The sequence below is a fragment of the Streptomyces sp. AC558_RSS880 genome (assembly GCF_019049255.1).
Taxonomy (GTDB): Bacteria; Actinomycetota; Actinomycetes; order Streptomycetales; family Streptomycetaceae; genus Streptomyces.
Map to the genome: position 1 here is coordinate 50,244 of NZ_JAGMUJ010000031.1, position 23,358 is coordinate 73,601.

Here is a 23,358-nt window from a genome sequence, read left to right on the forward strand (position 1 = left end):
GGTGTGTGCGAGGAAAATGTGGTGTGATTTCCGGGTGTCCGAGGAAGAGATACTCGTCAAGCGTCTCCGTGAAGCTGGATACGCGGCCGAAAAGGCGGAGAAAGCCACTGGCGGAGTGGTCGCAATTGCCGGGCTGGTGACCCTCGAGGACGATTCCCAGGTATTCGCGAAAACGCTTCTCGGGCCGGACCGGGACATTTTCCCCGTCGAAGCCATCGGCCTGACGGAGCTCCGCGAAACCGGCGGGGCGATCACGCCGGAAGTGCTGTACGCCTCCCCCCGGCTGCTCGTGCTGGAGAAGATGCAGCCGCGCCGCGACGACGAGCGTTTCTGGGAGCGGCTCGCCCACACGGTCGCCGGCCTGCACACCTCCACGACCGCCGAGCGGTTCGGCTGGCACCGTCCGGGCTGGCTGGGCCGACTGCGCCAGGACAACACCTGGGACGGCGACGGCCACGCGTTCCTCGCGGAGCGGCGCATCCTGCGCTGGCTGTCGGAGCCCTTGGTCGAGGCGGCCTTCGACGCCGCGGAGCGGCAGGCCCTGGAGCGGCTCTGCGCGGCCCTGCCCGAGCTCGTGCCGGACCGGCCCCCGTGCCTGACGCACGGCGATCTGTGGCAGGAGAACATCGTCGCCACCGCCGACGGCGCGCCCGTGCTCATCGACCCCGCCGTGTCCTGCAACTGGCCGGAGATCGACCTCAGCATGCTGTGGTGCTCCCCGCGCCCACCCGCCTCGGATCGCTTCTTCGCCGTGTACGAGGAGATCACCGGGATCGACGACGGCTGGCGGGACCGGATGGACCTCTTCCATCTCCGGGAACTCCTGAGTGTCATCGCCCATGACGACGACGACTGGGGAGCCGCGGAGGCCGTAAGGAAGATCATCGCCCCGTTCCGGCGGGACGGCGGCCCGGCGACGGTGTGACCGGCGTGCCACCGCCGACCCCCTGCCCGGATACTGGCGCCACAGCGGCTCCGCGCCGTACGGCAGCGGGTCGGTGAGCCGGCCGTCGGCGCTGACCTGGTTGAGAAAGACCCCTTCGACAAAGTCGGGTTCGTGCGGCTTTCGACGTGGTGTACCACATGGAAGCTTTCGACTCCCGGCTCCCCGTAATGACTCAAGGAACAGGGCAGCGAAGAAATGTCGTCGCCCACCACGGAAACGAAGCGTAAAGTCACGCCCATTACAGTGGGCCTCTTCAGCGGTGCTGCTCAGGAGTGAGGACGACTCCGGCGATTGACGTCGTGCGGTTCGGGCCGCGGCGGGCGTGACGGAAGATCCGCCACGATGTCGAACCGTGCCACACCGTGTTCGACGGGTGCCCGTGCCGTGGACGGTGTGCGGTGTGACGGTTTGCCGGGTGGGCGGAGCACCGGTCGGTGTCGTCGTCTCGTCTGCCGCGGAGGCCCCCTTCGCATCGGCGGCCGTGCGGCCCGCGTCAGGATGCGCCGAACAGCACCCAGAGTGCCATCAGGGTCAGGAATCCGGTCACTGCCAGTGACGGGACCCCGAGGATCGCGGCGACCGTCCCCCATCGGGTCCGTCCCCTGGGCACCTCCGTCGTCCCGGACTTCGGGGCTGCCGGCTGTGTCTCCGCCATGAAGCTCCCCTGTCGATGCGTAACTGCCGTACGAAGCGTCTCAGTTGGAACCGGTTCGAGGGGCGCGGTCCGGCGGTTGTCGCCGGTCGTGTCGTGTCACGTCGCGTCCTCTCTGGTGTCGGGGTGTCGGCGTCGAGAAGCCCGGCTTCCGTCGCGCCGGGGATCAGCCCTGTGCCGTACGGGTCACCCGTACCCGGTACTCCTCCGCCTCCGCCGCCGTCACCGTCACCCGGATGCCCGCCCGGCGGTCCACGAAGGTCTCGCCCGGTGTGAACGTCGCGTCCGAGAGTTCCGCGTGGACGTTGGGGGAGCGGGTGCAGCCGCCGCTGTCGCGGCGGGAGTCGTGGACGGTGATCGGGCCCATGCCGGTGTCCACGTTCGCGTCGACGCGGTAGACGAGGACGCCGGGGCGGCACACCGCCTCGTCGTTGCCGGCGCGGGTGCGCAGTTCGACGGCGTAGCCGGAGTGGCCGTTCAGGGGGATGAAGACGAGTTTCGGGCCGCCTGTCAGGGCGAGGGGGGTGAGGACGTACTCCCGTGTGCCCGGGTCCGTCGCGCAGCCGACCTGGGACGCGTCCAGCCAGCCCAGCTTCCACTTGTGCCAGGCGAGGAAGTCGTTGTTGGCGCCCCAGTCCTCGCTCATGATGTCCCAGTGGCCGACCGCCCCGCCGCCCTCGGCGGTGTAGAGGTCGGGCAGGCCGAAGACGTGGCCGTTCTCGTGCGGCAGTACGCGGTAGCCGGTGCGGTCGTAGGAGCCGGAGCCGTCGTCCTGGCGGGAGTAGACGAAGGACGCGTTGGCGACGGGGACGCCGTCCGCGCTCGGGGCCTCCTTGTTGCCGGCGAAGGTCACGGACAGGACCGTGTCGAGGGCGGCGGGGCCCGCGTTGGGGCTCACCAGCACGTTCAGCAGGTCGTACGACTGGAAGTCCACCTCGGGATCGGCCTCGGCCACGATGTCGCGGACCAGTTCGCGGTAACCGGGGTCGAAGGGGGCGCCGCGCTCTATGCCGTACGCGCGGAACGACTTGGGCATCCGGATCCAGTCGGGGACGGGGAGTTCGGGACGGTAGTCGAGGCGGCCGTAGGAGCTGGTGGCGAACCACTGGCGGGTCTGGGGGAAGAACTCGCGGTAGCGGTCGAGGGCGTCGCCCTCGCCGGGCGCGTCGGAGAAGTCGATCATCAGGGTGAGGGCGCGGACGGTGCCGGTGGAGCGGGTGTAGCCGGGAGCCGTGGGGATGCCCTCGGACATCTGGGTCTCCCGGTCCGCGGTGATCGTGCAGGGGCCGTGCGCGGAGGTGGGGGACAGGGCGCTGGGGCCGGCGCCGGCGGGGGAGGGGGCGGGGGAGAGGCGGCCGTTGCCGGCCGAGGTGCTGACCGCGAGGGTCAGGGCGGTCACCGATGCCAGGGCGGCCAGCCGGCGCGGGGATATCCGGCGTCGGCTCGGCTGCGGCTGCATGCGGGGACCTCCGCTCCACACGGCAGCCGCCGGTCTCCGACTGCACCCTTGCGATCACCCTGCGTCGCCGGGTGTGCGGGCGCCTGTTGGGAGGTCCGATCGTGGGGCCGTACGACCCGGGCGGTGTGAGGCGGGTCACAGGAAAAGAGTCCGGGGGTGGGAAATAACCGGGGATCGTTTCCCCGTTTGAACCTGTGTCCGTGCGAAACGGGGATTTGCTCCCCGGATCGCCGGGATGACGGCAAGGCAAACCCACAGCGACCTAGGAGTGCACCGTGCAGACCGCCACCCCCGTGCCGCGCAAGGCGCCCCGGCCCCGTGCCGACGCCCTGCGCAACCGGGAGCGGATCGTCACCGCCGCCCGGGAGATGTTCGTCGAGTTCGGGCCCGATGTGCCGCTCGACGACGTCGCCCGCCGGGCCGGCGTCGGCAATGCCACGGTGTACCGCAACTTCCCCGACCGCGACGCGCTGGTGCGCGAGGTCGTCTGCTCCGTGATGGACCGTACGGTGCGGGCGGCCGAGCAGGCGCTCAGCGAGAGCGGGGACGCCTTCGAGGCGCTGGAGCACTTCGCGCACACGGCCGCCGACGAGCGGATCAGCGCGCTGTGCCCGATGGTCTCCAGCACCTTCGACCAGCACCACCCCGACCTGGAGGACGCACGCCGGCGCGCCGAGAGCCTCGTCGCGCAGTTGATGGACCGCGCCAAGGCGGCCGGTCAGCTCCGCGCCGACGTGGAGTACGGCGATCTGATGGTGGGCGTCGCCCAGCTGAGCCGGCCCCCGGCCGGTACCGGCTGCGTCAGCGCCGACCGTTTCGTCCACCGCCATCTGCAGCTGTTCCTGGACGGGATGCGGGCCCCGGCCCCGACCGTTCTGCCGGGTACGGCAGTGACCGTGGAGGATCTGCGCTGCTGAGCGATCTCTGACGCGAGCAGGATTCCCGTACAGCGGCCGTCCCCGGGGCGAGTCGTTCCCTGACGACACCGATTTTTCGTTACATCTTTCTAAATTTCCGTCACACACTTCCGAAATGGGTACCCCCATGTCTCAGACAGCCTCAGCGGCCGGAAAGGCCCTGAGCGTCCCCGACGCCAACCGCTGGAAAGCGCTCGTCTTCATCGCGCTCGCCCAGCTGATGGTCGTCCTCGACGCCACCATCGTGAACATCGCCCTGCCCTCCGCCCAGCAGGACCTGGGCATCTCGGACGGCAACCGCCAGTGGGTGGTCACCGCCTACGCCCTCGCCTTCGGCGGACTGCTGCTGTTCGGCGGCCGGATAGCCGACCTGTGGGGGCGCAAGCGGGCCTTCGTGCTCGGTCTGGGCGGGTTCGCCGCGGCCTCCGCGCTCGGCGGCGCGGCCACCAACGAGGCCATGATGTTCGGCGCCCGCGCCCTCCAGGGTGTCTTCGGCGCGCTGCTCGCGCCCGCCGCGCTGTCCCTGCTCGCGGTGATGTTCACCGACGGCAAGGAGCGCGCCAAGGCGTTCGGCATCTACGGCGCGATCGCCGGTGGCGGCGGTGCCGTGGGTCTGATCCTCGGCGGTTTCCTCACCGAGTACATGGACTGGCGCTGGACGTTCTTCGTGAACATCCCGTTCGCCGTGGTCGCCGCGGCCGGCGCGTACTTCGTCATCCGTGAGCCCGAGGGCGGCCGCAACCGCTCGCCGCTGGACATCCCCGGTGTGGTGCTGTCGACCGTGGGTCTGGTCGCGCTGGTCTACGGCTTCACCCGCGCGGAGTCCGAGGGCTGGAGCGACTCGCTGACGATCGGCATGTTCGTCGCCTCCGCCGTGCTGCTCGCCGCCTTCGTGGCCGTCGAGGCCAAGGTCAAGGCGCCGCTGCTGCCGCTGCGCGTCCTCACCGAGCGCAACCGCGGCGGGGTCTACCTCTCGCTGGGCCTGGCGATCATCGCGATGTTCGGCCTGTTCCTCTTCCTGACGTACTACCTGCAGGTCGTGAAGGGCTACTCGCCGGTCAAGACCGGTTTCGCCTTCCTGCCGATGATCGCGGGCATGATCACGGGCTCCACCCAGATCGGCACCCGGCTGATGACCCGGGTCGCGCCCCGGCTGCTGATGGGCCCCGGCTTCCTGGTCGCCGCGCTCGGCATGCTCTTCCTGACCCAGCTGGAGATCGACACCTCCTACGCGGCCGTCCTGCTGCCCGGCATGCTGCTGCTCGGTCTCGGCATGGGTACGGCGTTCATGCCGGCCATGTCGCTGTCCACCATGGGCGTCGAGCCGCGTGACTCCGGTGTCGCCTCCGCGATGGTCAACACCTCGCAGCAGGTGGGCGGCGCCATCGGCACGGCCCTGCTGAACACGATCGCGGCCTCGGCCACCACGTCCTACATCACCGACCACATCGGCGGCGCCACGAGCCCGTCCCAGCAGCAGCTGGTCCAGCTCCAGGGACAGGTGCAGGGCTACACCAGCGCGATCTGGTTCGCGGTCGGGATCCTGGTGGCGGCCTCGGCCATCGCCCTGGTCCTGATCAACGCCGGCAAGCCGGGCGGCACCGCGGTCGCCGGGTCCGCCGACGAGGCCGTCGGGGACGAGCTGGCGGTGCCGGTGGCCATGCACTGACGGCCACCCGCCGATCCCTCACCACCCGTACGGAAGAGGAGGGGACGCCTCCTCCGTACGGTTCCCCGGACCTGCCCCGGCTCCCGCCCGTCAGCGGAGCCAGGGCAGGTCCGCGCCCGCTCCGCTCGGCTGAAGTCCCTCGGCGACGATCCGCATGATCTCGCCGAGGGACTTCTGCTGCTCGGGGGTGAGCCGGTCGAAGACCGCCTGGCGTACGGCGTTCACATGGCCGGGCGCGTGCCGGCGCAGCACCTCCAGGCCCTCGTCCGTCAGTACGGCGAACTGGCCCCGCTTGTCGGAGGGGCAGTCCTCACGGCGTACCCAGCCGCTCTTCTCCAGGCGCGCGACGGCGTGCGAGAGGCGGGAGCGGGTGATCTTCGCGGACATCGCCAGTTCCGTCATCCGCAGCCGGCGGCGCGGGGACTCGGCGAGCTTGACCAGCAGGCCGTAGTAGACGTGCGGCATTCCCGCGTCACGCTGGAGCTGACGGTCGAGGTGGTCTTCCAGGAGGGTGGCGGCCTCGATGTACGAGCGCCAGACGCGCTGCTCCTCGTCGGTGAGCCAGCGGGGTTCGTCGGCGGATGCCGATGATGCTGCGGGTGCCGTGTTCATGTACTCCACTGTACGGCCGCTCTCCTTGAAGGTTAAACAAAATCGGCGTACAGTCGACATGGGAAGTTGAGAGTTCAAGCAAGGCTGGAAGTCCGCCGAAGGGAGCCGCCGTCATGACCGCCGCCGCCCAGGAACGCATGCCCGCGCTCTACCTCAGCCACGGCGCCCCGCCCCTGGCCGACGACCCCGTCTGGCCCGGAGAGCTGGCCGCCTGGTCGGCCGGACTGCCCCGCCCGAAGGCGATCCTGGTCGTCTCCGCCCACTGGGAGGAGGCCCCGCTCGCCCTCGGCGCCACCGAGACCGTCCCCCTGGTCTACGACTTCTGGGGCTTCCCCGAGCACTACTACCGGGTCACCTACGGCGCCCCCGGAGCCCCCGCGCTCGCCGACTCGGTGCGGGGGCTGCTGCGCGCCCCCGGCACGCCCGTCCAGGACGTCCCCGACCGGGGCCTGGACCACGGCGCCTACGTCCCGCTGGTCGAGATGTACCCCGAGGCCGACATCCCGGTGCTCCAGGTCTCCATGCCCACCCTGGACCCGGTGCGGCTGATGGGGATCGGGCGGAGGCTCGCGCCGCTGCGCGACGAGGGCGTGCTGATCGTCGGCTCCGGGTTCTTCACCCACAACCTCGCCGCACTGCGGCAGGGCGGCATCCCCGCCTGGTCGGCGGAGTTCGACGCCTGGGGCCGGGAGGCCTTGGAGGCGGGTGACGTGGACGCGCTGCTCGACTTCACCCGCAAGTCCCCGGCCGGCCTGCTCGCCCACCCGCGCACCGAGCACTTCGCCCCGCTCTTCGTGACCATGGGCGCCGCGGACGCCGCAGGGGAGCTCGGGGAACAGAAGTCCGTGATCGACGGGTTCTGGCTGGGGCTGGCCAAGCGGTCGGTGCAGTTCGGCTGACCTCTCCGGCGGCTACAGGGGCTTCTCGTACCAGGCCACGTCCCACCAGCGGCCGAACTTCCGGCCCACCTCCCGGTACGTGCCGACGTGCCGGAAGCCGAAACGCTCGTGCAGCCGCGTCGAGGCGACGTTCGGCTGGGCGACGCCGGCGTAGGCGCGGTGCAGGTCCTCGCCCGCGAGGGCCTCGAAGAGGGCCTTGTAGAGGAGGGTGCCGATGCCGCGCCGGCCGGAGTCCGGGGCGACGTAGACCGTCGTCTCCACCGAGGTCGTGTAGGCGGGCTTGGGGCGGAAGGGGCTGGAGGTGGCGTACCCCAGGATCCCCTGTGAACCGGCACCCGTGGCAACCATCAGGCGGTGCGGGCCGTCTACCGGGTGGGAGAGCAACCAGGGGCGGCGCTCCTCCGGGGTGAAGGGGGCCGTGTCGAATGTGATCGCCGTCTCACGTACGTAGTGGTTGTACAGGTCGGTGAGGGCCGTCAGATCACCCTCCGTGCCCGGCCTGACCTGGACCTCTTCGTGCTCCGACGGCATCGCGCCTCCCCGTGTGGGCCGACAGGGTACTGCATGATCAGAAAAATCGGTGGACGGGTTGGGAATTCTGTCCGGATTCCAGTCGTTGTTTCCATCGGATGCAGGGCACTCGACCAGAGTCCGGAGGGACCTGAGAGACGTGTCAGGCGTCCACAGGACCACCCGCTGACCTCATCATCGCAAGGGAGCACGCATGGCAACCCGCGCCGTCGCCCGTCGTCAGTCCGCCACCGGCGAGACGGCCGACTCGGCACGCAGTGTCCGCGCCCATGGCGGCGAGATCGCCGATCGCGACCTGGTCGGCATGTACCTGGACGAGATCGCGCGCACGCCGCTGCTCGACGCCGCCAAGGAGGTCGAGCTGTCCCAGATCATCGAAGCGGGTGTGTTCGCGCAGCAGATCCTCGACGGCCTCGAGGAGAACAAGGCCGGGGCCACCCCCGAGGAGCTCCGGGCCCTGGTCGACGCGAGCGAGCGGGCGAAGGACGTCTTCATCCGTTCCAACCTCCGCCTGGTCGTCGCCGTGGCCCGCCGCTACCCGAGGAGCGGTCTGCCGCTGCTCGACCTGATCCAGGAAGGCAACGCCGGTCTGGTCCGCGCGGTCGAGAAGTTCGACTACCGCAAGGGCTTCAAGTTCTCCACGTACGCGACCTGGTGGATCCGCCAGGCCATCACCCGCTCGATAGCCGACCAGTCGCGCACCATCCGCCTGCCCGTCCACCTGGTGGAGGAGCTGGGCCGGATACGGCGCGTGCAGCGCGAGTTCAACCGCGAGCACGGCCGTGAGCCGGAGCCCGCGGAGATCGCCGCCGAGCTCGGCTCCACGCCGGAGCGCGTCGTCGACGTGCTCGACTGGGCCCGTGACCCGGTCTCGCTGAACATGTCGGTGGACGACGAGGGCGAGACCCAGTTCGGCGACCTCCTGGAGGACACCTCGGCGGTGTCGCCGGAGCAGTCGGTGCTGACGCTGCTGCGCAGTGAGGAGCTGGACGACCTGATCGGCCGCCTCGACCAGCGCACGGCCTCCATCATCAAGATGCGGTACGGCATCGAGGACGGCCGCGAGCGCACGCTGACCGAGGTCGGCAAGGAGCACGGCCTGACCCGCGAGCGCATCCGCCAGATCGAGAAGCACGCACTGCTGGAGCTGAAGAAGCTGGCCCGCGACACCGGTTTCGACGCGGCGGCGTGATACCCGGCCGGAGCGCGGCGGCGCGGCTGCCGCGACGGCAGCGTGGCGGTCCGCCCCCGGTTTTCGGTGCGGCGGCGTGAGGATCCGGGCGGCGCGGTAGCGTGACGGCCGGGCCGCCGGAGACGGACGCGGCGGTGCGGCCGCCGGGTTCGGCGCGGTGGTGCCGACGCCGCCGTGCGGAGTCCGGGGGAGCGACGGGGTCCGCACGGACCCCGGCCGCGTACGCCGGGTGGCGAAAGACCGCGCAAAACATGGCCGTTCCCCGCCGCTTCAACCCACCGGGCCCTGGGAACAAGAATTCCAGGCCGGGAGTTCGAACTTCGGGCTCCTGAGATCCTGGACCCACCGAGCCACGTCCCGACGCACAACCCCCCCCGGCGCCGGGACTTCCCCAAGCCGGGTTCGGCGCCCTCCCCCCGGGCGCCGGGCCCGGCTTCCTCATGCGCGCCGCCGGCCGGCGGGTCACCCCGGACCTGAACCCCGGGGTGGCCCGCCAGATGGCAGATTGTGTCACATGGGCATAGCCTGCCGGGCGTGAGCAGCACCACCCCGACGTCGCCCCCGCCGCCTCCCGCGGTTTCGCTGACCGAACGGCGCAAGGCCGAGACCCGTATGGAGATCGCCCGCGCGGCGGCCGGTCTCTTCGTCCGGCAGGGCCTGCGGGCCACCCGTGCCGAGGACATCGCCCAGGCGGCCGGCATCGCCCCGCGCACCTTCTACCGGTACTTCGCCAGCAAGGAAGAGGCCATCGGCCCGCTCTACGCCGTCGGCGCCCAGCGCTGGGTGGCGGCGGTGCGCGCCGCCCCCGCGGGGGTGCCCCTGCCGCGGGTCCTGGAGGACGCCGTGCGCCACACGCTCACCCCCGGCCTCGGGGTGTCGGCGGCCTCCTGGGACTGGGTGCGCACCCTGATCCGGCTGGCCGAGGCGACCCCCGCCCTGCGCCGGGTGTGGGCGGAGGCGTGCCGGGAGTCGGAGCGGAGTCTGGCGGAGGCGCTGGCGGAGCGGCTGACGGCCGCTCACGTCCCGTACGAGGCCGACAACGTTGCCGCCCGCACCCGGCTGTGCTTCACCGCCGCCGTCGCGAGCGCGGCCGTGCGCACGGCGATGGAGAGCTGGGCGGCCGGTGACGGCCCCTCCGAGGGCCCTCAGGGCCCGGCCGAACTGGCGGTCGCCAACCTCGCGGCGCTACGGGACTTCGCGTGGGCGGCTTGACGCCGGCCCGCGGCCGTTTCCGGAGGGCTCCGGCGCCGCGTCACGCCGGACCGCCCGCCGCCCGGCTCATCCGCGCCCCCAACTCCCGTACCGTCTCCACCAGTTCCGCGGGCTCCTGCACCGTGAACTCGTGCCCGAGCGTCGCCAGCCGTACCGCCAGCCATTCCTTGGCGCCGCTCACCGTCGCCCGCAGCCGGCAGCTTCCCTCGTCCAGCGGTTCGGGCGCGCCCAGCCAGCCCGGGAGGCGGGCGGCGACCGTCTCGGCCGGTGCGGCGAAGGTGACGACCAGTTCGTAGGACTCCTGCGCGCGGTACATCGACCGGCGCAGGAACTCCGCCGCGCTCCCGGTCGGCAGCTCGCGCGGGGTGAACCGCGCCCCGGTCGCGAAGGGGTCGCTCACCCGGTCGACGCGGAACGTCCGCCAGTCCGCGCGGTCGAGGTCGTACGCCACCAGGTACCAGCGCCGCCCGGTCGACACCAGCCGGTACGGCTCGGTCACCCGCCGGGACCCGGTGCCGTCGGCGGCCCGGTAGGCGAACCGCAGCCGCTCGTGCCCGGCCACCGTGGAGGCCATGACGGTGAGCGTCTCCGGCGCGATCGTCGCCCCGTCGCCGCTGGTCAGCGGGGTGGTCGCGGCCTGGAGCGTGCTGACGCGGTGGCGCAGCCTGGCGGGCAGCACCTGCTCCAGCTTGGCCAGCGCCCGCACGGAGGCCTCGTCCACGCCCTCCAGCGCGTGCCCGGCGCCGGCCCGCAGCCCGACCGCGATGGCCACCGCCTCCTCGTCGTCGAGCACCAGAGGCGGCATCGCCTTGCCGGCGACGAGCCGGTAGCCGCCGTCCGCGCCCAGGGTCGCCTGCACGGGATAACCGAGCTCGCGCAGCCGGTCGATGTCCCGCCGGATCGTGCGCCGGGAGACCCCGAGCCGGTCGGCCAGCTCGCCGCCGGGCCATTCGCGGGGCGTCTGGAGGAGGGAGAGGAGGGTCAGGAGCCGGGCCGGGGTGTCCGTCGTCATGAGAACGAGGATGCCGCGGAATTAGGACCTGATCCGACCTACTTGGGAAATAGCTTCCGGGACATGAACTCCACCGACACCCCGCACGCACCGCAGCCCGTCGCGGGCGACCAGGGCGACCGCCGCCGCTGGTTCGCGCTGGCGATCGTGATGACCGCCGCCTTCATGGACCTCGTCGACGTCACGATCGTCAACATCGCGATCCCGTCGATCCAGCGCGACGAGGGCGCCACCTTCAGCCAGATCCAGTGGATCACCGCGGGTTACGCGCTGGCCTTCGCCGCCGGGCTCGTCACCGGCGGCCGGCTCGGCGACATCCACGGCCGCAAGCGGATCTTCCTCATCGGCATCGGCGGCTTCACCGTCGCCTCCGCGCTGTGCGGCCTCGCCGTGAACCCGGAGATGCTGGTCGCCTCCCGCATCCTGCAGGGCGCCATGGCGGCGCTGATGGTGCCGCAGGTGCTGTCGATCGTGCACGCGACCTTCCCGGCGCACGAACGCGGCAAGGTGTTCGGGCTGTTCGGCGCGATCGTCGGCCTGGGCGCGGTGTCCGGACCGCTGCTCGGCGCGCTGCTGACCGAGTGGAACCTGTTCGGCCTGGAATGGCGGCCGATCTTCCTGATCAACCTGCCGGTCGGCATCGCGGGCCTGGTCCTCGGCGGCCGCTTCATCACCGAGTCGAAGGCGCCGCGCGCCCTGAAGCTGGACCTGGTGGGCGTCGCGCTGGTCACGCTGGCCCTGCTGATGCTGCTCTACCCGCTGACCCGGGGCCGTGAGCTGGGCTGGCCGCTGTGGGGGTACGTGTCGATGGCCGGCGCGCTGGTGGTCTTCGCGGCGCTGGTGGCGTACGAGCGGGTCAAGGGCGCGCGGGACGGCTCCCCGCTGATCGAGCTGTCGCTGTTCAAGGTGAAGAGCTTCGCGGCGGGCATCGCGGTGCAGACGGTGTTCGGCATCGGCCTCGGCATCTTCTTCCTGGTCTGGACGCTGTACATGCAGGTCGGCCTGGGCTGGAGCGCGCTGCGGGCCGGACTGACCGGGGTGCCGTTCTCCGTCGCGGTCTCCGCGGCGGCCGGGATGTCGGTGCAGCTGCTGGTCCCGCGCTACGGGCGCAAGGTGCTCCAGGCGGGCGCGCTGGTGATGGCGGCCGGGGTGCTGGTCTACATGTGGGAGGCCGAGCGGTACGGCCAGTCCATCGCCTCCTGGCAGATGGCGCTCCCGCTGGCGGTCATGGGCGTCGGCATGGGGCTGATCGTGGCCCCGCTGACGGACGCCGTGCTCTCCGAGGTACCGCGTGAGCACGCCGGGTCGGCGTCGGGGCTGATCAACACCGTGCAGCAGATGGGGAACGCGCTGGGGCTCGGCCTGGTGTCGGTGGTGTTCTTCGGGGTGATCGACGAGCGGCTCGCCCCGGCCGAGGTGGGCCCGGCCTTCGCCGACGGCTTCCGGCACGCGCTGGGCTGGGTGGCCGCGGTGCTGGGCGTGATCTTCCTGCTGATGTTCGCCCTGCCCAAGCGTCCCGCCCAGCATGTGGAGGGTGCGGGGGAGGCTCCCGTGGCGGTGGAGAAGGAGCGGGAACTCGTGGCCTGAGCGGCTCCACGGAGAGGGCCCGGCGCCTCATGAGGCGCCGGGCCCTCTCCGTGTGTACGTACGGACATGAACGGAAGCCCGTTCGTGCCCGTACGTGCCCATGTCTGTTTACTTTCCGGACATCCGGGCGTACTCTGCGGGCGAAACCACACGTTCGGGCATGAACGGACTCGGAGGCAGGCCACCATGTACGCACCGGAACGCCAGCGGGAGATCCTGCGGCTCGCCCGCGACGGCGGCCGGGTGGACGTGGTCTCGCTGGCCGAGGAGTTCCAGGTGACCGCCGAGACCATCCGCCGGGACCTCAAGGCCCTCGACCGCGCCGGCCTGGTCCGCAGGGTGCACGGCGGGGCCATCCCGGCCGGACGCCTCGACTTCGAGCCGGACCTCGCCGAGCGGGAGACGACCGCGGCCGACGAGAAGGACCGCATCGCCAGGGCCGCCCTCGCCGAACTCCCGGCCGACGGCGCCGTGATCGTCGACGCCGGCTCGACGGCCGCGCTGCTCGCCGGCCTCCTGCCGGTGGAGCTCTCCCTCACCGTCGTCACCCACAGCCTGCCCATCGCGGCCCGCCTCGCCGACCACCCCGGCATCCAGCTCCATCTCGTCGGAGGGCGCGTACGGCACCGTACGCACGCCGCCGTGGACGCCTGGGCGCTGCGCGCGTACGCCGAGATCCGCGCGGACGTCCTGTTCGTGGCCGCCAACGGGTTCTCCGCCGAACACGGGCTGACCACGCCCGACCTCGCCGAGGCCGCCGTGAAGCGCGCGGCCATGGCCGCCGCCCGCCGCGTGGTGCTGCTCGCCGACTCCTCCAAGCACGGCCAGGAGCACTTCGCCCGCTTCGGCGACCTGGGCGACGTGGACCTGCTGATCACCGACAGCGGGCTCAGCCCGGACGACGCCGCCGCGATCGAGCGCGGCGGCACGGAAGTAGTGCGCGCATGATCCTCACCGTCACCCCCAACCCGTCCCTGGACCGCACCTACGAGGTCCCCTCGCTGGACCGCGGCGAGGTCGTCCGGGCCACCGGCGAACGCGTCGACCCTGGCGGCAAGGGCGTCAACGTCTCCCGCGCCGTCACCGCGGCCGGCCGGCGCACGGTCGCGGTGCTGCCCCTGGGCGGCGCACCGGGCGCCCTGGTCGCCGACCTGCTTGACGCGCAGGGCATCGAGGTCGCTCCGGTCCCGGTCGCCGGCGCCACCCGCTCCAACATCGCGCTCGCCGAGGCGGACGGCGTGCTCACGAAGATCAACGCGCCGGGCCCGGAACTGACGCCGGCCGAGCGGGAACTGCTCCTCGACACCGTGCGCCGGCAGTCCCCGGGCGCCGACTGGATCGCCTGCTGCGGCAGCCTGCCGCGCGGACTCGCCCCCTCCTGGTACGCCGAACTGGTCGCCCGGGTGCACGCCGCCGGCGTACGCGTCGCACTGGACACCTCAGGGCCCGCGCTGCTCGCGGCCCTGCGCGAGCGGCCCGACGTGGTGAAGCCGAACGCCGGGGAGCTCGCCGAGGCCGTGGGGCGGCCCCTGGTCACCGTGGGCGACGCGCTGAAGGCGGCGGAGGAGCTGCGGGGGATGGGCGCCCGGGCCGTCCTCGCGAGCCTCGGCGCCGACGGGCAGTTGCTCGTGGACGACGACGGCGCATGGTTCGGCACCGCGGCGGTGGACGCCGTCCGCAGCAACGTGGGCGCCGGCGACTCCTCGCTGGCCGGGTTCCTCGTCGCCGGCGGGCGCGGCCCCGAGGCGCTCGCCTCCGCCGTCGCCCACGGCGCGGCGGCCGTCCGGCTTCCCGGCAGCGTGATGCCGACCCCGGCCGACCTGGACCCGGCCGCGGTGACCGTCACGGCCGAGGTACCCGCCGACCGCGCACTGCGGGAGCCGGTGTCATGACCCCTCCCCTCCTCACCCCCGTCCCCCCTTCCGCCCACCCCGCTGCACGGGCGATACGCGTGCGAAGGAGCCCGCGATGAGCGACATGATCACTGCGGAACTGGTCGATCTCGACCTGTCCGCCGACACCAAGGAGGCGGCGGCGCGCGCCCTCGCCGAGCGCATGGTGGCCCTGGGCCGGGTGACCGACCTGGACGGCTTCCTCGCCGACGTCGCCGCCCGCGAGGCGCAGATGCCGACCGGCCTCGACGGCGGCATCGGCATCCCGCACTGCCGCAGTGAGCACGTCACCGAGCCCACGCTCGCCTTCGGACGCAGCGCCGCCGGGATCGACTTCGGCGCGGCGGACGGGCCCGCCGACCTGGTCTTCCTGATCGCCGCCCCGGCCGGCGCCGACGACGCCCATCTGACGATCCTGTCGTCGCTGGCCCGGCAGCTGATGAACACCGGGTTCACCGATGCCCTGCGGTCGGTGGGCGACGCGGGAGCGGCGGCCGCGCTCATCCAGGGCGAAGAGGCCGGCTCCGCGGCCGCCGAAGACTCCGTGGCGGCACCGGCGGCGGCCTCCGCCGGCGCCGCCACGGGCACCACCGTTCCCGAGGGGGACCGCCCGTTCCGGGTCGTCGCCGTCACCTCCTGCCCCACCGGCATCGCCCACACCTACATGGCCGCCGAGTCGCTGGAGAACGCCGGCCGGGAAGCCGGCGTCGAGATCGTCGTCGAGACCCAGGGCTCCGCCGGCTTCACCCGGCTCGACCCGGCCGTGATCGCGGCGGCCGACGGCGTGATCTTCGCCCACGACGTGCCCGTACGGGAGAAGGACCGCTTCGCGGGCAAGCCGACCGTCGACACCGGCGTCAAGGCGGCCATCAACCGCCCCGCCGACCTGATCGCCGAGGTGAGGGGCAAGGCCGAGCGCGGCGAGGTCACCGCGGCGGCCGCCGCGGCCGACGGCGGAACGCCCGTCGAGCGCGCCGGCGACGGCGGCGAGGGCTACGGCACCAAGCTGCGCACCTGGCTGATGTCCGGCGTCAGCTACATGGTGCCGTTCGTCGCGGCGGGCGGTCTGCTCATCGCCCTCGGCTTCGCGATCGGCGGCTACGAGATCAACGAGGCGCCGTCGGTGATGGACCACTTCGTGTGGACCCAGGCCGACAGTTGGGGCGCGCTGCTCTTCCAGATCGGCGGCGTCGCCTTCGGCTTCCTCGTCCCCGTGCTGGCCGGCTACATCGCCTACGGCATGGCCGACCGGCCCGGCCTGGTGCCGGGCTTCGTCGGCGGCGCGATCTCGCTCACCGTCAACGCCGGATTCCTCGGCGGTCTCGCGGCCGGTCTGATCGCCGGCGGCGTGGTGCTCGCGATCCAGAGGGTGCGCATCCCGGCGGCCCTGCGCGGCATCATGCCGGTGGTGGTGATCCCGCTGATCTCCGCGGCGGTCGTCGGCTTCCTGATGTTCGTCGTCATCGGCAAGCCCATCGCCGAGGCCCAGAAGGGCATGACCGACTGGCTGAACGGCCTGACCGGCACCAACGCCGTCCTGCTCGGCGCCCTCCTCGGCCTGATGATGACGTTCGATCTGGGCGGTCCGGTCAACAAGGTCGCCTACACCTTCGCCACCGCCGGGATCGCCGTCGCGAGCCCCAGCGACTCCGCGATGAAGATCATGGCCGCGGTGATGGCCGCCGGCATGGTGCCGCCGCTGGCGATGGCCCTGGCCACCACGGTCCGCGGCAAGCTCTTCGACCGCACCGAACGCGAGAACGGCAAGGCCGCCTGGGTCCTGGGCGCCTCCTTCATCTCCGAGGGCGCGATCCCGTTCGCCGCCGCCGACCCGCTGCGGGTGATCCCCGCCTCGATGGCGGGCGGCGCGGTCACCGGCGCCCTGTCGATGACCTTCGGCGCCACCCTGCGCGCCCCGCACGGCGGCGTCTTCGTCGTCCCGCTGATCGGCAACCCGTTCCTCTACCTGGTCGCCATCGCCGCGGGCGTCTGTGTCACGGCGGCGCTGGTGATCGCCCTCAAGGGCCTGCGCAAGCCGGCCCCGGTCACCACGGGCGCGGGCGGGGACGCAGCGGTGGCGTCGGCGGAGACCAAGCAGCCGGTGGCCGCGTAGAGTTACGGCGATGCGTCCGTTTGGGTAGGTGTGGGCGTTTCACTCCTACTGCGATATAGATCACCATCATCACGATCCGGGGTCGAAGCCCCGGATCGTGGTGTGTACTGGGCCGCATGCCTGAGTACACGACACTCTCGCGGACGACGGGCGCCACCGTCCTCACCCTGGTGGCCATGGCCTGCGCGGCGGGCCTGGCCGACGCCCTGCGGCGCCGCCGCGGGTGGATGCGCGAGCGCACCCGGGAGCGCCCGGAGGCCGCCCCGCGGCACACGCCCCACGGCACCCCGGTGATCCCGCGCCAGCAGCGGACCGGCCCCCCTGTGGAATCCGTACGGCTCACGCCGGCGGAACGCGACGCGTTCGCCGTGCTGGTGCGGCGCCTCAGCGAAGGGAACTGAGCCGCGGCCCCGCCCGCCGCCTCAGGAGACCTGCGCCGCCCGGCGCTCCATCGCCTCCCGTGCCGCGTCCTCGCTGACGTACACCTCGCACATGTGCCGCCCGTCCGGCGTGACCGTGTGCTCGACCTCCCACACGGACAGCTCCGCACCGTCACCCAGCAGGAACGCGTGCTCGTAGAGCGAGAAGGACAGCCCCGCCCGTCCCGCCCGTCCCGCGCGGGACGGGCGGCCGAAGGCCTGCGTGATCCGGTGCGCGCACGCCGTGGCCAGCAGCGCGGCCGTCTCCGCGCCCGGCCGGTCCGTGTTCTCCGCCCGGCGCAGTAAGCGCCGCGCGTGATCCGCGGAACCGTCCGGGACGTACACGTTCCGCAGTGCGGGAGGCGGCAACAGCTGCACCGTCACCGGCAGTTCGAAGTCCGGCGTGTCCGGCGGCAACGGCAGCCGGGCCGTGGCCGTCCGCAGTTCCTCCTCGTCCACGTACACCTCGTGCTGCGGCTCGTCCCCCGGCGCCGTGTTGTGCACGAGCTCCCAGAGCGTCAGCGCCGAACCGTCGGCGAGCAGCCAGGTGTGGCGGTACGTCTCCCGGTGCAGCCCCGCGCTGTGGTGCGCGGAGTGCAGCGAACCGTCGTGCGCCAGCGCGCAGTCCAGCCGCCGGATCGCCTCGTCCGGCAGCTCGAAGGAGTTCAGGGCGCGGCCGAGGAGGCGCGCGAGGTGTTCCTCCGGAGACTCGGGTGAGTCGGGTGGTTCGTACGCTGCCGTCTCGTACGGAACGCTCAAGGTTTCTCCCGGCGTTGCTGCATGTCACCTTGTGGGTGCATACCGTAGCCCCTCGGGCGGAATCGTGTCCGGGAACCGAGGAAATGTATGGCGAAAAACGAACGGAGCGCGCGAGAAATTCCCGGCACCGCCCGGACGTACGTCAACTGCTTCTGAGCAAACGGTACTTCGGCAGCAGATGGCCGACCCCTCCTTTCAGTGCCCGCCGTACAACTCCCCGTACGACGGCCACGAACCGCCCGGACCGTCCACCGGGCCGGCGGCGCGGACGGCCCGTACGATCGCGCGGGTCACCAGGTCCGCGCCCGCCGCGAGGACCTCGTTCAGGGCCAGGGGGTCCGCCGCGTCGAGCGGGCGGGCGCCCGTGGCCAGGGTGAAGACGGTGTCGCCGTCGCTGAGCAGATGCACCGGCCGCACGGCCCGCGCGATGCCGTCGTGCGCGGTGCCGGCCAGTTTCTGCGCCTGCGCCTTGGACAGGCCGGCGTCGGTGGCGACCACCGCGAGCGTGGTGTTCAGCGGTGGAGCCGCGTTCCGCCCGGCCACCTCCGCGAGCCGCCGCAGCGCGGCCCCGTGCACCTCCGGCTCCGGATAACGCACCCGGCCCTGGAACAACTCCCCGTACAGCACCCCCGTCTCCGGATCCACCACCGATCCCGCCGCGTTGGCCACCACCAGCGCGGCCACCGTGATGCCCGAGTCCAGCACCGCGCTCGCGGTGCCGATCCCGCCCTTCACCTGCCCGACCACCGCGCCCGTACCGGCGCCCACGCACCCCTGTGGCACCGGCGCTCCGGGACCGGTCGCCGCCGCGGCCTCGACCGCGGCACGGCCGGTGGCCGCGTCCGGCCGGGCCCGGAAGTCGCCGCCCCGCCCCAGGTCGAAGACACAGGCGGCCGGCACCACCGGCACCACATGCGCGGGATCCGGCCCGACGCGCACCCCGCGCCCCCGCTCCTCCAGCCAGGCCATCACCCCGGACGCCGCGTCGAGCCCGTACGCGCTGCCCCCGGTCAGCACGACCGCCTCGACCGTCCGCACCAGGTTGCGCGGATCGAGCGCGTCGGTCTCCTTCGTGCCGGGGCCGCCGCCGCGCACGTCCACCGCGGCCACGGCCCCGCCCTCGGGCGCGAGCACGACCGTGGTGCCCGTGAGCCATCCGTCGCCGGTACGCGTCGCGTGTCCCACGCGCACGCCGGCCACATCCGTCAGAGCGTCAGCTGTCATGGGGCCAGTACTGCCCGGTCAGGGGCGGCCGTACCCTGGGCACATGAGCACCGACCCCGATCCCCGCCCGAGTGGGCCCACGCCGGCGCTGGTCTTCGACGACCCGCTGGACCAGCAGTCCTCGGACGACACGGACCGCGGCTGGGGCGAGCGTCCGTCCGGCGACAGCGCGGCCGACCTCAAGCGCTTCCTCGACGAGAAGCCGCCCCACCACCTCTGACCCGGCGGAGCGCCTATCGCTCGTCCCGGCCCGTGCCGCGCTGCGCGACGAGGGTGTCGCGGATCTCCTTGAGCACCTCCAGCTCGGTGATCTCGACGACCTCGTGCGCGCCTTCCTTCGCCTTCCGGCGGGCCTCCACCCGGGCCAGGTACTTCGCCATGGGCAGCACCATCAGGAAGTAGACGACCGCCGCGGTGATCACGAACTGCAGCGTCGCCCCGAGGACCGAGCCCCACAGGATCCGCACGCCGGTCGCCGCGTCGCCGGCGCCCTCGCAGGGGCCCTTCAGGCACGAGCTGTAGCTGTCCAGGTTCTTGGTGCCGAAGGCGCCCACCAGCGGATTGATGACGCCCTTCACGACCGCGTTGACGATGTTGGTGAAGGCCGCGCCGATCACCACCGCCACGGCCAGATCGACGACGTTGCCCCGCATCAGGAAGGCCTTGAAGCCCTGCAGGACGCTCGTCTTCTCCTGGTCGCTCACTTCGGGGCCTCATTTCTCGTGCGTATGGTGCGGAAGAAAACGCTCCGCAACCTACGTCACCCCTGTGCCGGCCTGTCCAGTCGGGCCGCCCGGCGAAAGGGCCCGGCACGCGGACGAGGACCGGAGAAGCACCGGTCACCACACCGTCACCGCCAGCCGTGCCGTGGCGCTCGCGCCGGCCAGGCCGGCCGCGGTGGAACGCGGCACCGACAGCACGACCAGCGCCCCGCCGTCGCCCGCGCCGTCCGCCGGTTCCGGCACCTCGGTCACCCGTGCCCCGCGCGCGACCACCCGGGCCTCGCCTCCGGACACCGTCTCCTCGGCGGCGATCACGTCCACCCGGTCGCCCGGCCGCAGCAGCCGTACCGTGGCCGCGTCGGCGATCCGCACCGCCGCCGTGACCGCCGCGCCCGCGCCCCGCGCCCGCACGGCACGGTCCCCGGGGGACACCGGGGTGGCACGGACCGCCGGGGACCCGTCGGGACGGTCACGGGACCGGTCCGCGTCCCGCGGCCCCGCCGCCACCAGCGCCGCCGCCGTGACCGCGAGGCCGAGCGCCACGGCTCGCCTCCGGTGCCGTACGAGCCGGCCGGGGAGGGGCAGGGCACCGCGCACCCGCACCGGGGCGAAGTGCGGCACCTCGCACGGGGGAGGGACCTCAAGGCCGGGCGGGTGGGGGAACGAGGCGCCGGGCGGGTGGGGGAACGAGGCGCCGGGTGGGTGGGGGAACGAGACGCCCGGCGGGCGCGGGACAGCGCGGGAGGGGGAGCGGAGCGAGGAGGGAAGACGGGACACGGGTACCACCACCTGCGACGAGGGACCGGCTTGCGACTCCCACGATGAGGCCTCGCGCCGCGCCCCGCCGGGCCCTGTGGACGCACCACGGCCCTGTGGAGAACTCCCCCACCCGAACGGGACGCTCCGCCCCCCCCGAGCGGTTACGGCAGCGCGAACCCCGGGTCCATCCCGCCCAGCGCCGACGTGCACGGACAGTCCCGCTCCTCCGTCGCCGGCAGCGCCGCCACCGCGTCGAAGAGCACGCCCCGCAGCCGGTCCACATTGGCGGCGAACACCCGCAGCACCTCGTCGTGGGAGACGCCCTCACCGGTCTCGGCGCCGGCGTCCAGGTCGGTGACCAGGGTCAGGGAGGTGTAGCAGAGCTCCATCTCGCGGGCGAGCGCCGCCTCGGGGTGGCCGGTCATGCCCACCACCGACCAGCCCTGCGCCCGGTGCCACAGCGACTCGGCGCGGGTGGAGAAGCGCGGCCCCTCCACCACGACCAGCGTGCCGCCGTCCACCGGCTCCCAGTCCCGGCCCCGGGCCGCCTTCAGCGCGGCGGCCCGTCCGGTGGGGCAGTAGGGGTCGGCCAGTGACACATGGACCACGTTCGGCACCGTGCCGTCGGGCAGCGGCAGCCCGTCGAAGTAGGTGCCCGCCCGGGACTTCGTACGGTCCACGAGCTGGTCCGGCACCAGCAGCGTGCCCGGCCCGTGCTCGGGCCGCAGGCCGCCGACCGCGCACGGCCCGAGGACTTGGCGCACGCCGACCGACCTCAGCGCCCACAGGTTGGCCCGGTAGTTGATGCGGTGCGGCGGCAGATGGTGGCCCCGTCCGTGCCGGGGGAGGAAGGCGACCCGCCGGCCGGCCACCTCGCCGAGGAAGAGGGAGTCGCTGGGCGCCCCGTACGGGGTGTCCACCTGGACCTCGGTCACGTCGTCGAGGAAGGAGTAGAAACCGGAGCCGCCGATCACACCGATCCCGGCCTTCGCCATGTTCGCCATGTCCCGCACCCTAACCGCACCCGGAGACGCCGAAGACCCCGTCGTCGGTGGACGACGGGGTTCCGTAAGGAAGTGGCCCTACGCGGCGGTGGTGCTGGTGGAGCTGCTCGAACCGGACGAGCTGGACGAGCCGGACGAGCTGGAGCCCGAGTCCGAGGAGGAGGACGTCGAGGACGACGTGCTCGACGACTTCGACGACGCCGGCGAGCTGCTCGACGAGGAGCCGCGGCTGTCGTTGCGGTAGAAGCCGGAGCCCTTGAAGACGATGCCCACCGCCGAGAACACCTTCTTCAGGCGGCCCTGGCAGTTGGGGCACTCGGTCAGCGCGTCGTCGGTGAACTTCTGCACCGCCTCGAGGCCCTCGCCGCACTCGGTGCACTGGTACTGGTAGGTCGGCACTTGTCTTCCTCCTGGCACTCTCACTCGATGAGTGCTAACGACGGTCTATAGTGACCTATTCCCTGCGTTCAGTCCACTGCGACGGGATCGCGGTGACCGACGCCACGTGCGACGGTGCGCTCGCGCGGGGCCGCGGCCAGCCGTGACCGCAGCGCCAGCAGCGTCACGAGGGCCAGCACCGTACCGGCCATCGGCACCAGGAAGCCGGCGCCGCCCCACAGGCGGTCCTCCAGCTGCCCCGCGACCGTGACGGCCGCCGCCTGGCCGAGCGCGACGGCGCCGGTCAGCCAGGTGAAGGCCTCGGTGCGGGCACCCGCCGGGACCAGGTTCTCCACCAGTGTGTAGCCGGTGATCAGGGCCGGTGCGATGCACATGCCGACCAGGAGGCCGAGCCCGGCCAGCAGCAGTGCCGAGTGGGCGGTCCACAGGGCGGAGGCGGTCAGCGCGAGCGCCGCGTAGCCGATCACCAGGCGCCGCTGCGGGGCGGTCTTCCAGACGATCGCGCCGCAGGCGATGCCGGAGAGCATGTTGCCCGCGGCGAAGACGCCGTAGAGGACGCCGTTCAGTCCGGGCTCGCCGATCGACTCGGTGAACGCGGCCAGCGAGACCTGCATGCCGCCGAAGACGGAACCGATGCCCAGGAAGGTCACGATCAGCACGCGCACACCGGGGACGCGCAGCGCGGAAACGTGCTCCACGCGCGCGTGCCCGTCGCGGCCCGTCTCGGGCTGCGTGCCCTTCTGGGCGGCGAACAGCAGACCGCCGACCAGGGTCAGCGCGGCCTCGGTGAGCAGGCCCGCGGCCGGGTCGACGGCCGTGCACAGCGCCGTGGCCAGCAGTGGTCCGACGACGAAGGTGAACTCGTCGGTGACGGACTCGAAGGCCGCCGCGGTGGTCATCAGCGGGGATCCCTTGAGCCGCACGCCCCAGCGGGCCCGCACCATGGGCCCGATCTGCGGCACCGAGGCACCCGTGGGCACGGCGGCGGCGAACAGCGCCCACAGGGGCGCGTGGTTCAGTGCCAGCGCGGTGAGGGCCAGTCCGGCCGCCGTGTGCACCAGGACGCCGGGCACGAGAACGGCGCGCTGGCCGTGGCGGTCGGCGAGACGGCCGCTGTAGGGGGCGAACAGCGCCATGGAGACGCCGGTGACGGCCGCGACGGCGCCGGCCGCGCCGTACGAGCCGGTGGTGTGCTGCACCAGCAGCACGATGGAGAGGGTGAGCATCGCGAACGGCTGGCGGGCCGCGAAGCCGGGGAGCAGGAACGTCCACGCGCCGCGCGTGCGCAGCAGCCGGCCGTATCCCGGTCGGGAGGTGGCCGCCGAGTCCTTCGACGTGGTGACCGTGGATGCCACGGCCCGTGCCTTTCCGCCACCTGG

24 protein-coding genes are annotated in these 23,358 nt (G+C 72.5%); 12 read left to right on the top strand and 12 right to left on the bottom strand.

Annotated elements, in window-relative coordinates:
• Window positions 1–16 precede the first annotated feature (16 nt).
• Window positions 17–925, top strand: coding sequence for a fructosamine kinase family protein (locus tag KUM38_RS14115; RefSeq protein ID WP_217129701.1), 909 nt, complete (start codon window positions 17–19; stop codon window positions 923–925).
• Between the two features lie 514 nt (window positions 926–1,439).
• On the opposite strand, the gene KUM38_RS14120 is transcribed toward KUM38_RS14115, so the two are convergent.
• Both KUM38_RS14120 and KUM38_RS14125 read right to left on the bottom strand, forming a co-directional pair.
• Window positions 1,440–1,601 carry a hypothetical protein gene (locus KUM38_RS14120; protein ID WP_217129702.1) on the bottom strand — a complete coding sequence of 54 codons (162 nt, stop codon included), beginning with the start codon at window positions 1,599–1,601 and terminating at the stop codon, window positions 1,440–1,442.
• A gap of 163 nt (window positions 1,602–1,764) precedes the next feature.
• Entirely contained in the window at window positions 1,765–3,057 is a 1,293-nt protein-coding gene (locus tag KUM38_RS14125) for a M6 family metalloprotease domain-containing protein (RefSeq protein ID WP_217129703.1), read from the bottom strand.
• A gap of 275 nt (window positions 3,058–3,332) precedes the next feature.
• Here KUM38_RS14125 and KUM38_RS14130 point away from each other — a divergent pair, with 275 nt between their 5' ends.
• On the top strand, window positions 3,333–3,974 hold the full coding sequence (locus tag KUM38_RS14130) for a TetR/AcrR family transcriptional regulator (RefSeq protein WP_217129704.1): 642 nt from the start codon (window positions 3,333–3,335) through the stop codon (window positions 3,972–3,974).
• Between the two features lie 127 nt (window positions 3,975–4,101).
• Window positions 4,102–5,643: an MFS transporter gene (locus KUM38_RS14135; protein ID WP_217129705.1), complete on the top strand. Its 1,542-nt coding sequence runs from the start codon at window positions 4,102–4,104 to the stop codon at window positions 5,641–5,643.
• 90 nt (window positions 5,644–5,733) lie between these two features.
• Here KUM38_RS14135 and KUM38_RS14140 read toward each other — a convergent pair whose 3' ends face one another.
• Window positions 5,734–6,255, bottom strand: a complete 522-nt coding sequence (locus KUM38_RS14140; RefSeq protein ID WP_217129706.1) for a MarR family winged helix-turn-helix transcriptional regulator — start codon at window positions 6,253–6,255, stop codon at window positions 5,734–5,736.
• Between the two features lie 113 nt (window positions 6,256–6,368).
• Between KUM38_RS14140 and KUM38_RS14145 the strand changes: the two genes are divergently transcribed.
• On the top strand, window positions 6,369–7,154 hold the full coding sequence (locus tag KUM38_RS14145; RefSeq protein WP_254397154.1) for a dioxygenase: 786 nt from the start codon (window positions 6,369–6,371) through the stop codon (window positions 7,152–7,154).
• Window positions 7,155–7,166: 12 nt separating this feature from the next.
• On the opposite strand, the gene KUM38_RS14150 is transcribed toward KUM38_RS14145, so the two are convergent.
• Window positions 7,167–7,685 carry a GNAT family N-acetyltransferase gene (locus KUM38_RS14150; protein ID WP_217129707.1) on the bottom strand — a complete coding sequence of 173 codons (519 nt, stop codon included), beginning with the start codon at window positions 7,683–7,685 and terminating at the stop codon, window positions 7,167–7,169.
• Window positions 7,686–7,878: 193 nt separating this feature from the next.
• On the opposite strand from KUM38_RS14150, the gene KUM38_RS14155 reads away from it, so the two are divergent.
• The gene (locus KUM38_RS14155) at window positions 7,879–8,877 is read left to right on the top strand and encodes an RNA polymerase sigma factor RpoD/SigA (protein ID WP_217129708.1); all 999 of its coding nucleotides are present in this window, start codon (window positions 7,879–7,881) and stop codon (window positions 8,875–8,877) included.
• 534 nt (window positions 8,878–9,411) lie between these two features.
• On the top strand, window positions 9,412–10,089 hold the full coding sequence (locus KUM38_RS14160; RefSeq protein WP_217129709.1) for a TetR family transcriptional regulator: 678 nt from the start codon (window positions 9,412–9,414) through the stop codon (window positions 10,087–10,089).
• 40 nt (window positions 10,090–10,129) lie between these two features.
• Here KUM38_RS14160 and KUM38_RS14165 read toward each other — a convergent pair whose 3' ends face one another.
• Window positions 10,130–11,101 (bottom strand): YafY family protein, encoded by a 972-nt coding sequence (locus KUM38_RS14165; protein WP_217129710.1) that lies wholly within the window; start codon window positions 11,099–11,101, stop codon window positions 10,130–10,132.
• A gap of 63 nt (window positions 11,102–11,164) precedes the next feature.
• Between KUM38_RS14165 and KUM38_RS14170 the strand changes: the two genes are divergently transcribed.
• The 5 genes from KUM38_RS14170 to KUM38_RS14190 all read left to right on the top strand — a co-directional run bounded on the left by KUM38_RS14170 (window position 11,165) and on the right by KUM38_RS14190 (window position 17,094).
• Window positions 11,165–12,688, top strand: a complete 1,524-nt coding sequence (locus KUM38_RS14170; protein ID WP_217129711.1) for an MFS transporter — start codon at window positions 11,165–11,167, stop codon at window positions 12,686–12,688.
• A gap of 186 nt (window positions 12,689–12,874) precedes the next feature.
• Complete coding sequence (locus KUM38_RS14175; RefSeq protein ID WP_217129712.1) at window positions 12,875–13,636, top strand: DeoR/GlpR family DNA-binding transcription regulator; 762 nt, start codon at window positions 12,875–12,877, stop codon at window positions 13,634–13,636.
• Window positions 13,633–14,580, top strand: a complete 948-nt coding sequence (gene pfkB / locus KUM38_RS14180; protein WP_217129713.1) for a 1-phosphofructokinase — start codon at window positions 13,633–13,635, stop codon at window positions 14,578–14,580. Before KUM38_RS14175 ends, pfkB begins: the two co-directional genes overlap by 4 nt.
• Before the next feature lie 76 nt (window positions 14,581–14,656).
• Complete coding sequence (locus tag KUM38_RS14185; RefSeq protein WP_217129714.1) at window positions 14,657–16,693, top strand: fructose-specific PTS transporter subunit EIIC; 2,037 nt, start codon at window positions 14,657–14,659, stop codon at window positions 16,691–16,693.
• Between the two features lie 116 nt (window positions 16,694–16,809).
• Window positions 16,810–17,094 carry a hypothetical protein gene (locus tag KUM38_RS14190; protein WP_217129715.1) on the top strand — a complete coding sequence of 95 codons (285 nt, stop codon included), beginning with the start codon at window positions 16,810–16,812 and terminating at the stop codon, window positions 17,092–17,094.
• Between the two features lie 21 nt (window positions 17,095–17,115).
• Here the strand turns inward: KUM38_RS14190 and KUM38_RS14195 are convergent, their stop codons facing one another.
• Window positions 17,116–17,871, bottom strand: coding sequence for a DUF6227 family protein (locus KUM38_RS14195; RefSeq protein WP_217129716.1), 756 nt, complete (start codon window positions 17,869–17,871; stop codon window positions 17,116–17,118).
• Between the two features lie 195 nt (window positions 17,872–18,066).
• The gene (locus KUM38_RS14200) at window positions 18,067–19,095 is read right to left on the bottom strand and encodes a P1 family peptidase (protein WP_217129717.1); all 1,029 of its coding nucleotides are present in this window, start codon (window positions 19,093–19,095) and stop codon (window positions 18,067–18,069) included.
• A 43-nt stretch (window positions 19,096–19,138) separates the two neighbouring features.
• Here KUM38_RS14200 and KUM38_RS14205 point away from each other — a divergent pair, with 43 nt between their 5' ends.
• Window positions 19,139–19,315 carry a hypothetical protein gene (locus KUM38_RS14205; RefSeq protein WP_217129718.1) on the top strand — a complete coding sequence of 59 codons (177 nt, stop codon included), beginning with the start codon at window positions 19,139–19,141 and terminating at the stop codon, window positions 19,313–19,315.
• A 13-nt stretch (window positions 19,316–19,328) separates the two neighbouring features.
• Here the strand turns inward: KUM38_RS14205 and mscL are convergent, their stop codons facing one another.
• From mscL to KUM38_RS14230, 5 genes are all read right to left on the bottom strand, one after another.
• On the bottom strand, window positions 19,329–19,799 hold the full coding sequence (gene mscL / locus KUM38_RS14210) for a large conductance mechanosensitive channel protein MscL (RefSeq protein WP_217129719.1): 471 nt from the start codon (window positions 19,797–19,799) through the stop codon (window positions 19,329–19,331).
• A gap of 135 nt (window positions 19,800–19,934) precedes the next feature.
• Entirely contained in the window at window positions 19,935–20,594 is a 660-nt protein-coding gene (locus KUM38_RS14215) for a hypothetical protein (protein ID WP_374227054.1), read from the bottom strand.
• A 143-nt stretch (window positions 20,595–20,737) separates the two neighbouring features.
• Window positions 20,738–21,580, bottom strand: a complete 843-nt coding sequence (locus KUM38_RS14220; RefSeq protein ID WP_217129720.1) for an S-methyl-5'-thioadenosine phosphorylase — start codon at window positions 21,578–21,580, stop codon at window positions 20,738–20,740.
• Between the two features lie 78 nt (window positions 21,581–21,658).
• On the bottom strand, window positions 21,659–21,979 hold the full coding sequence (locus KUM38_RS43275; RefSeq protein ID WP_217129721.1) for an FmdB family zinc ribbon protein: 321 nt from the start codon (window positions 21,977–21,979) through the stop codon (window positions 21,659–21,661).
• Window positions 21,980–22,047: 68 nt separating this feature from the next.
• Window positions 22,048–23,334 carry an MFS transporter gene (locus KUM38_RS14230; RefSeq protein WP_217129722.1) on the bottom strand — a complete coding sequence of 429 codons (1,287 nt, stop codon included), beginning with the start codon at window positions 23,332–23,334 and terminating at the stop codon, window positions 22,048–22,050.
• Between the last annotated feature and the right edge of the window lie 24 nt (window positions 23,335–23,358).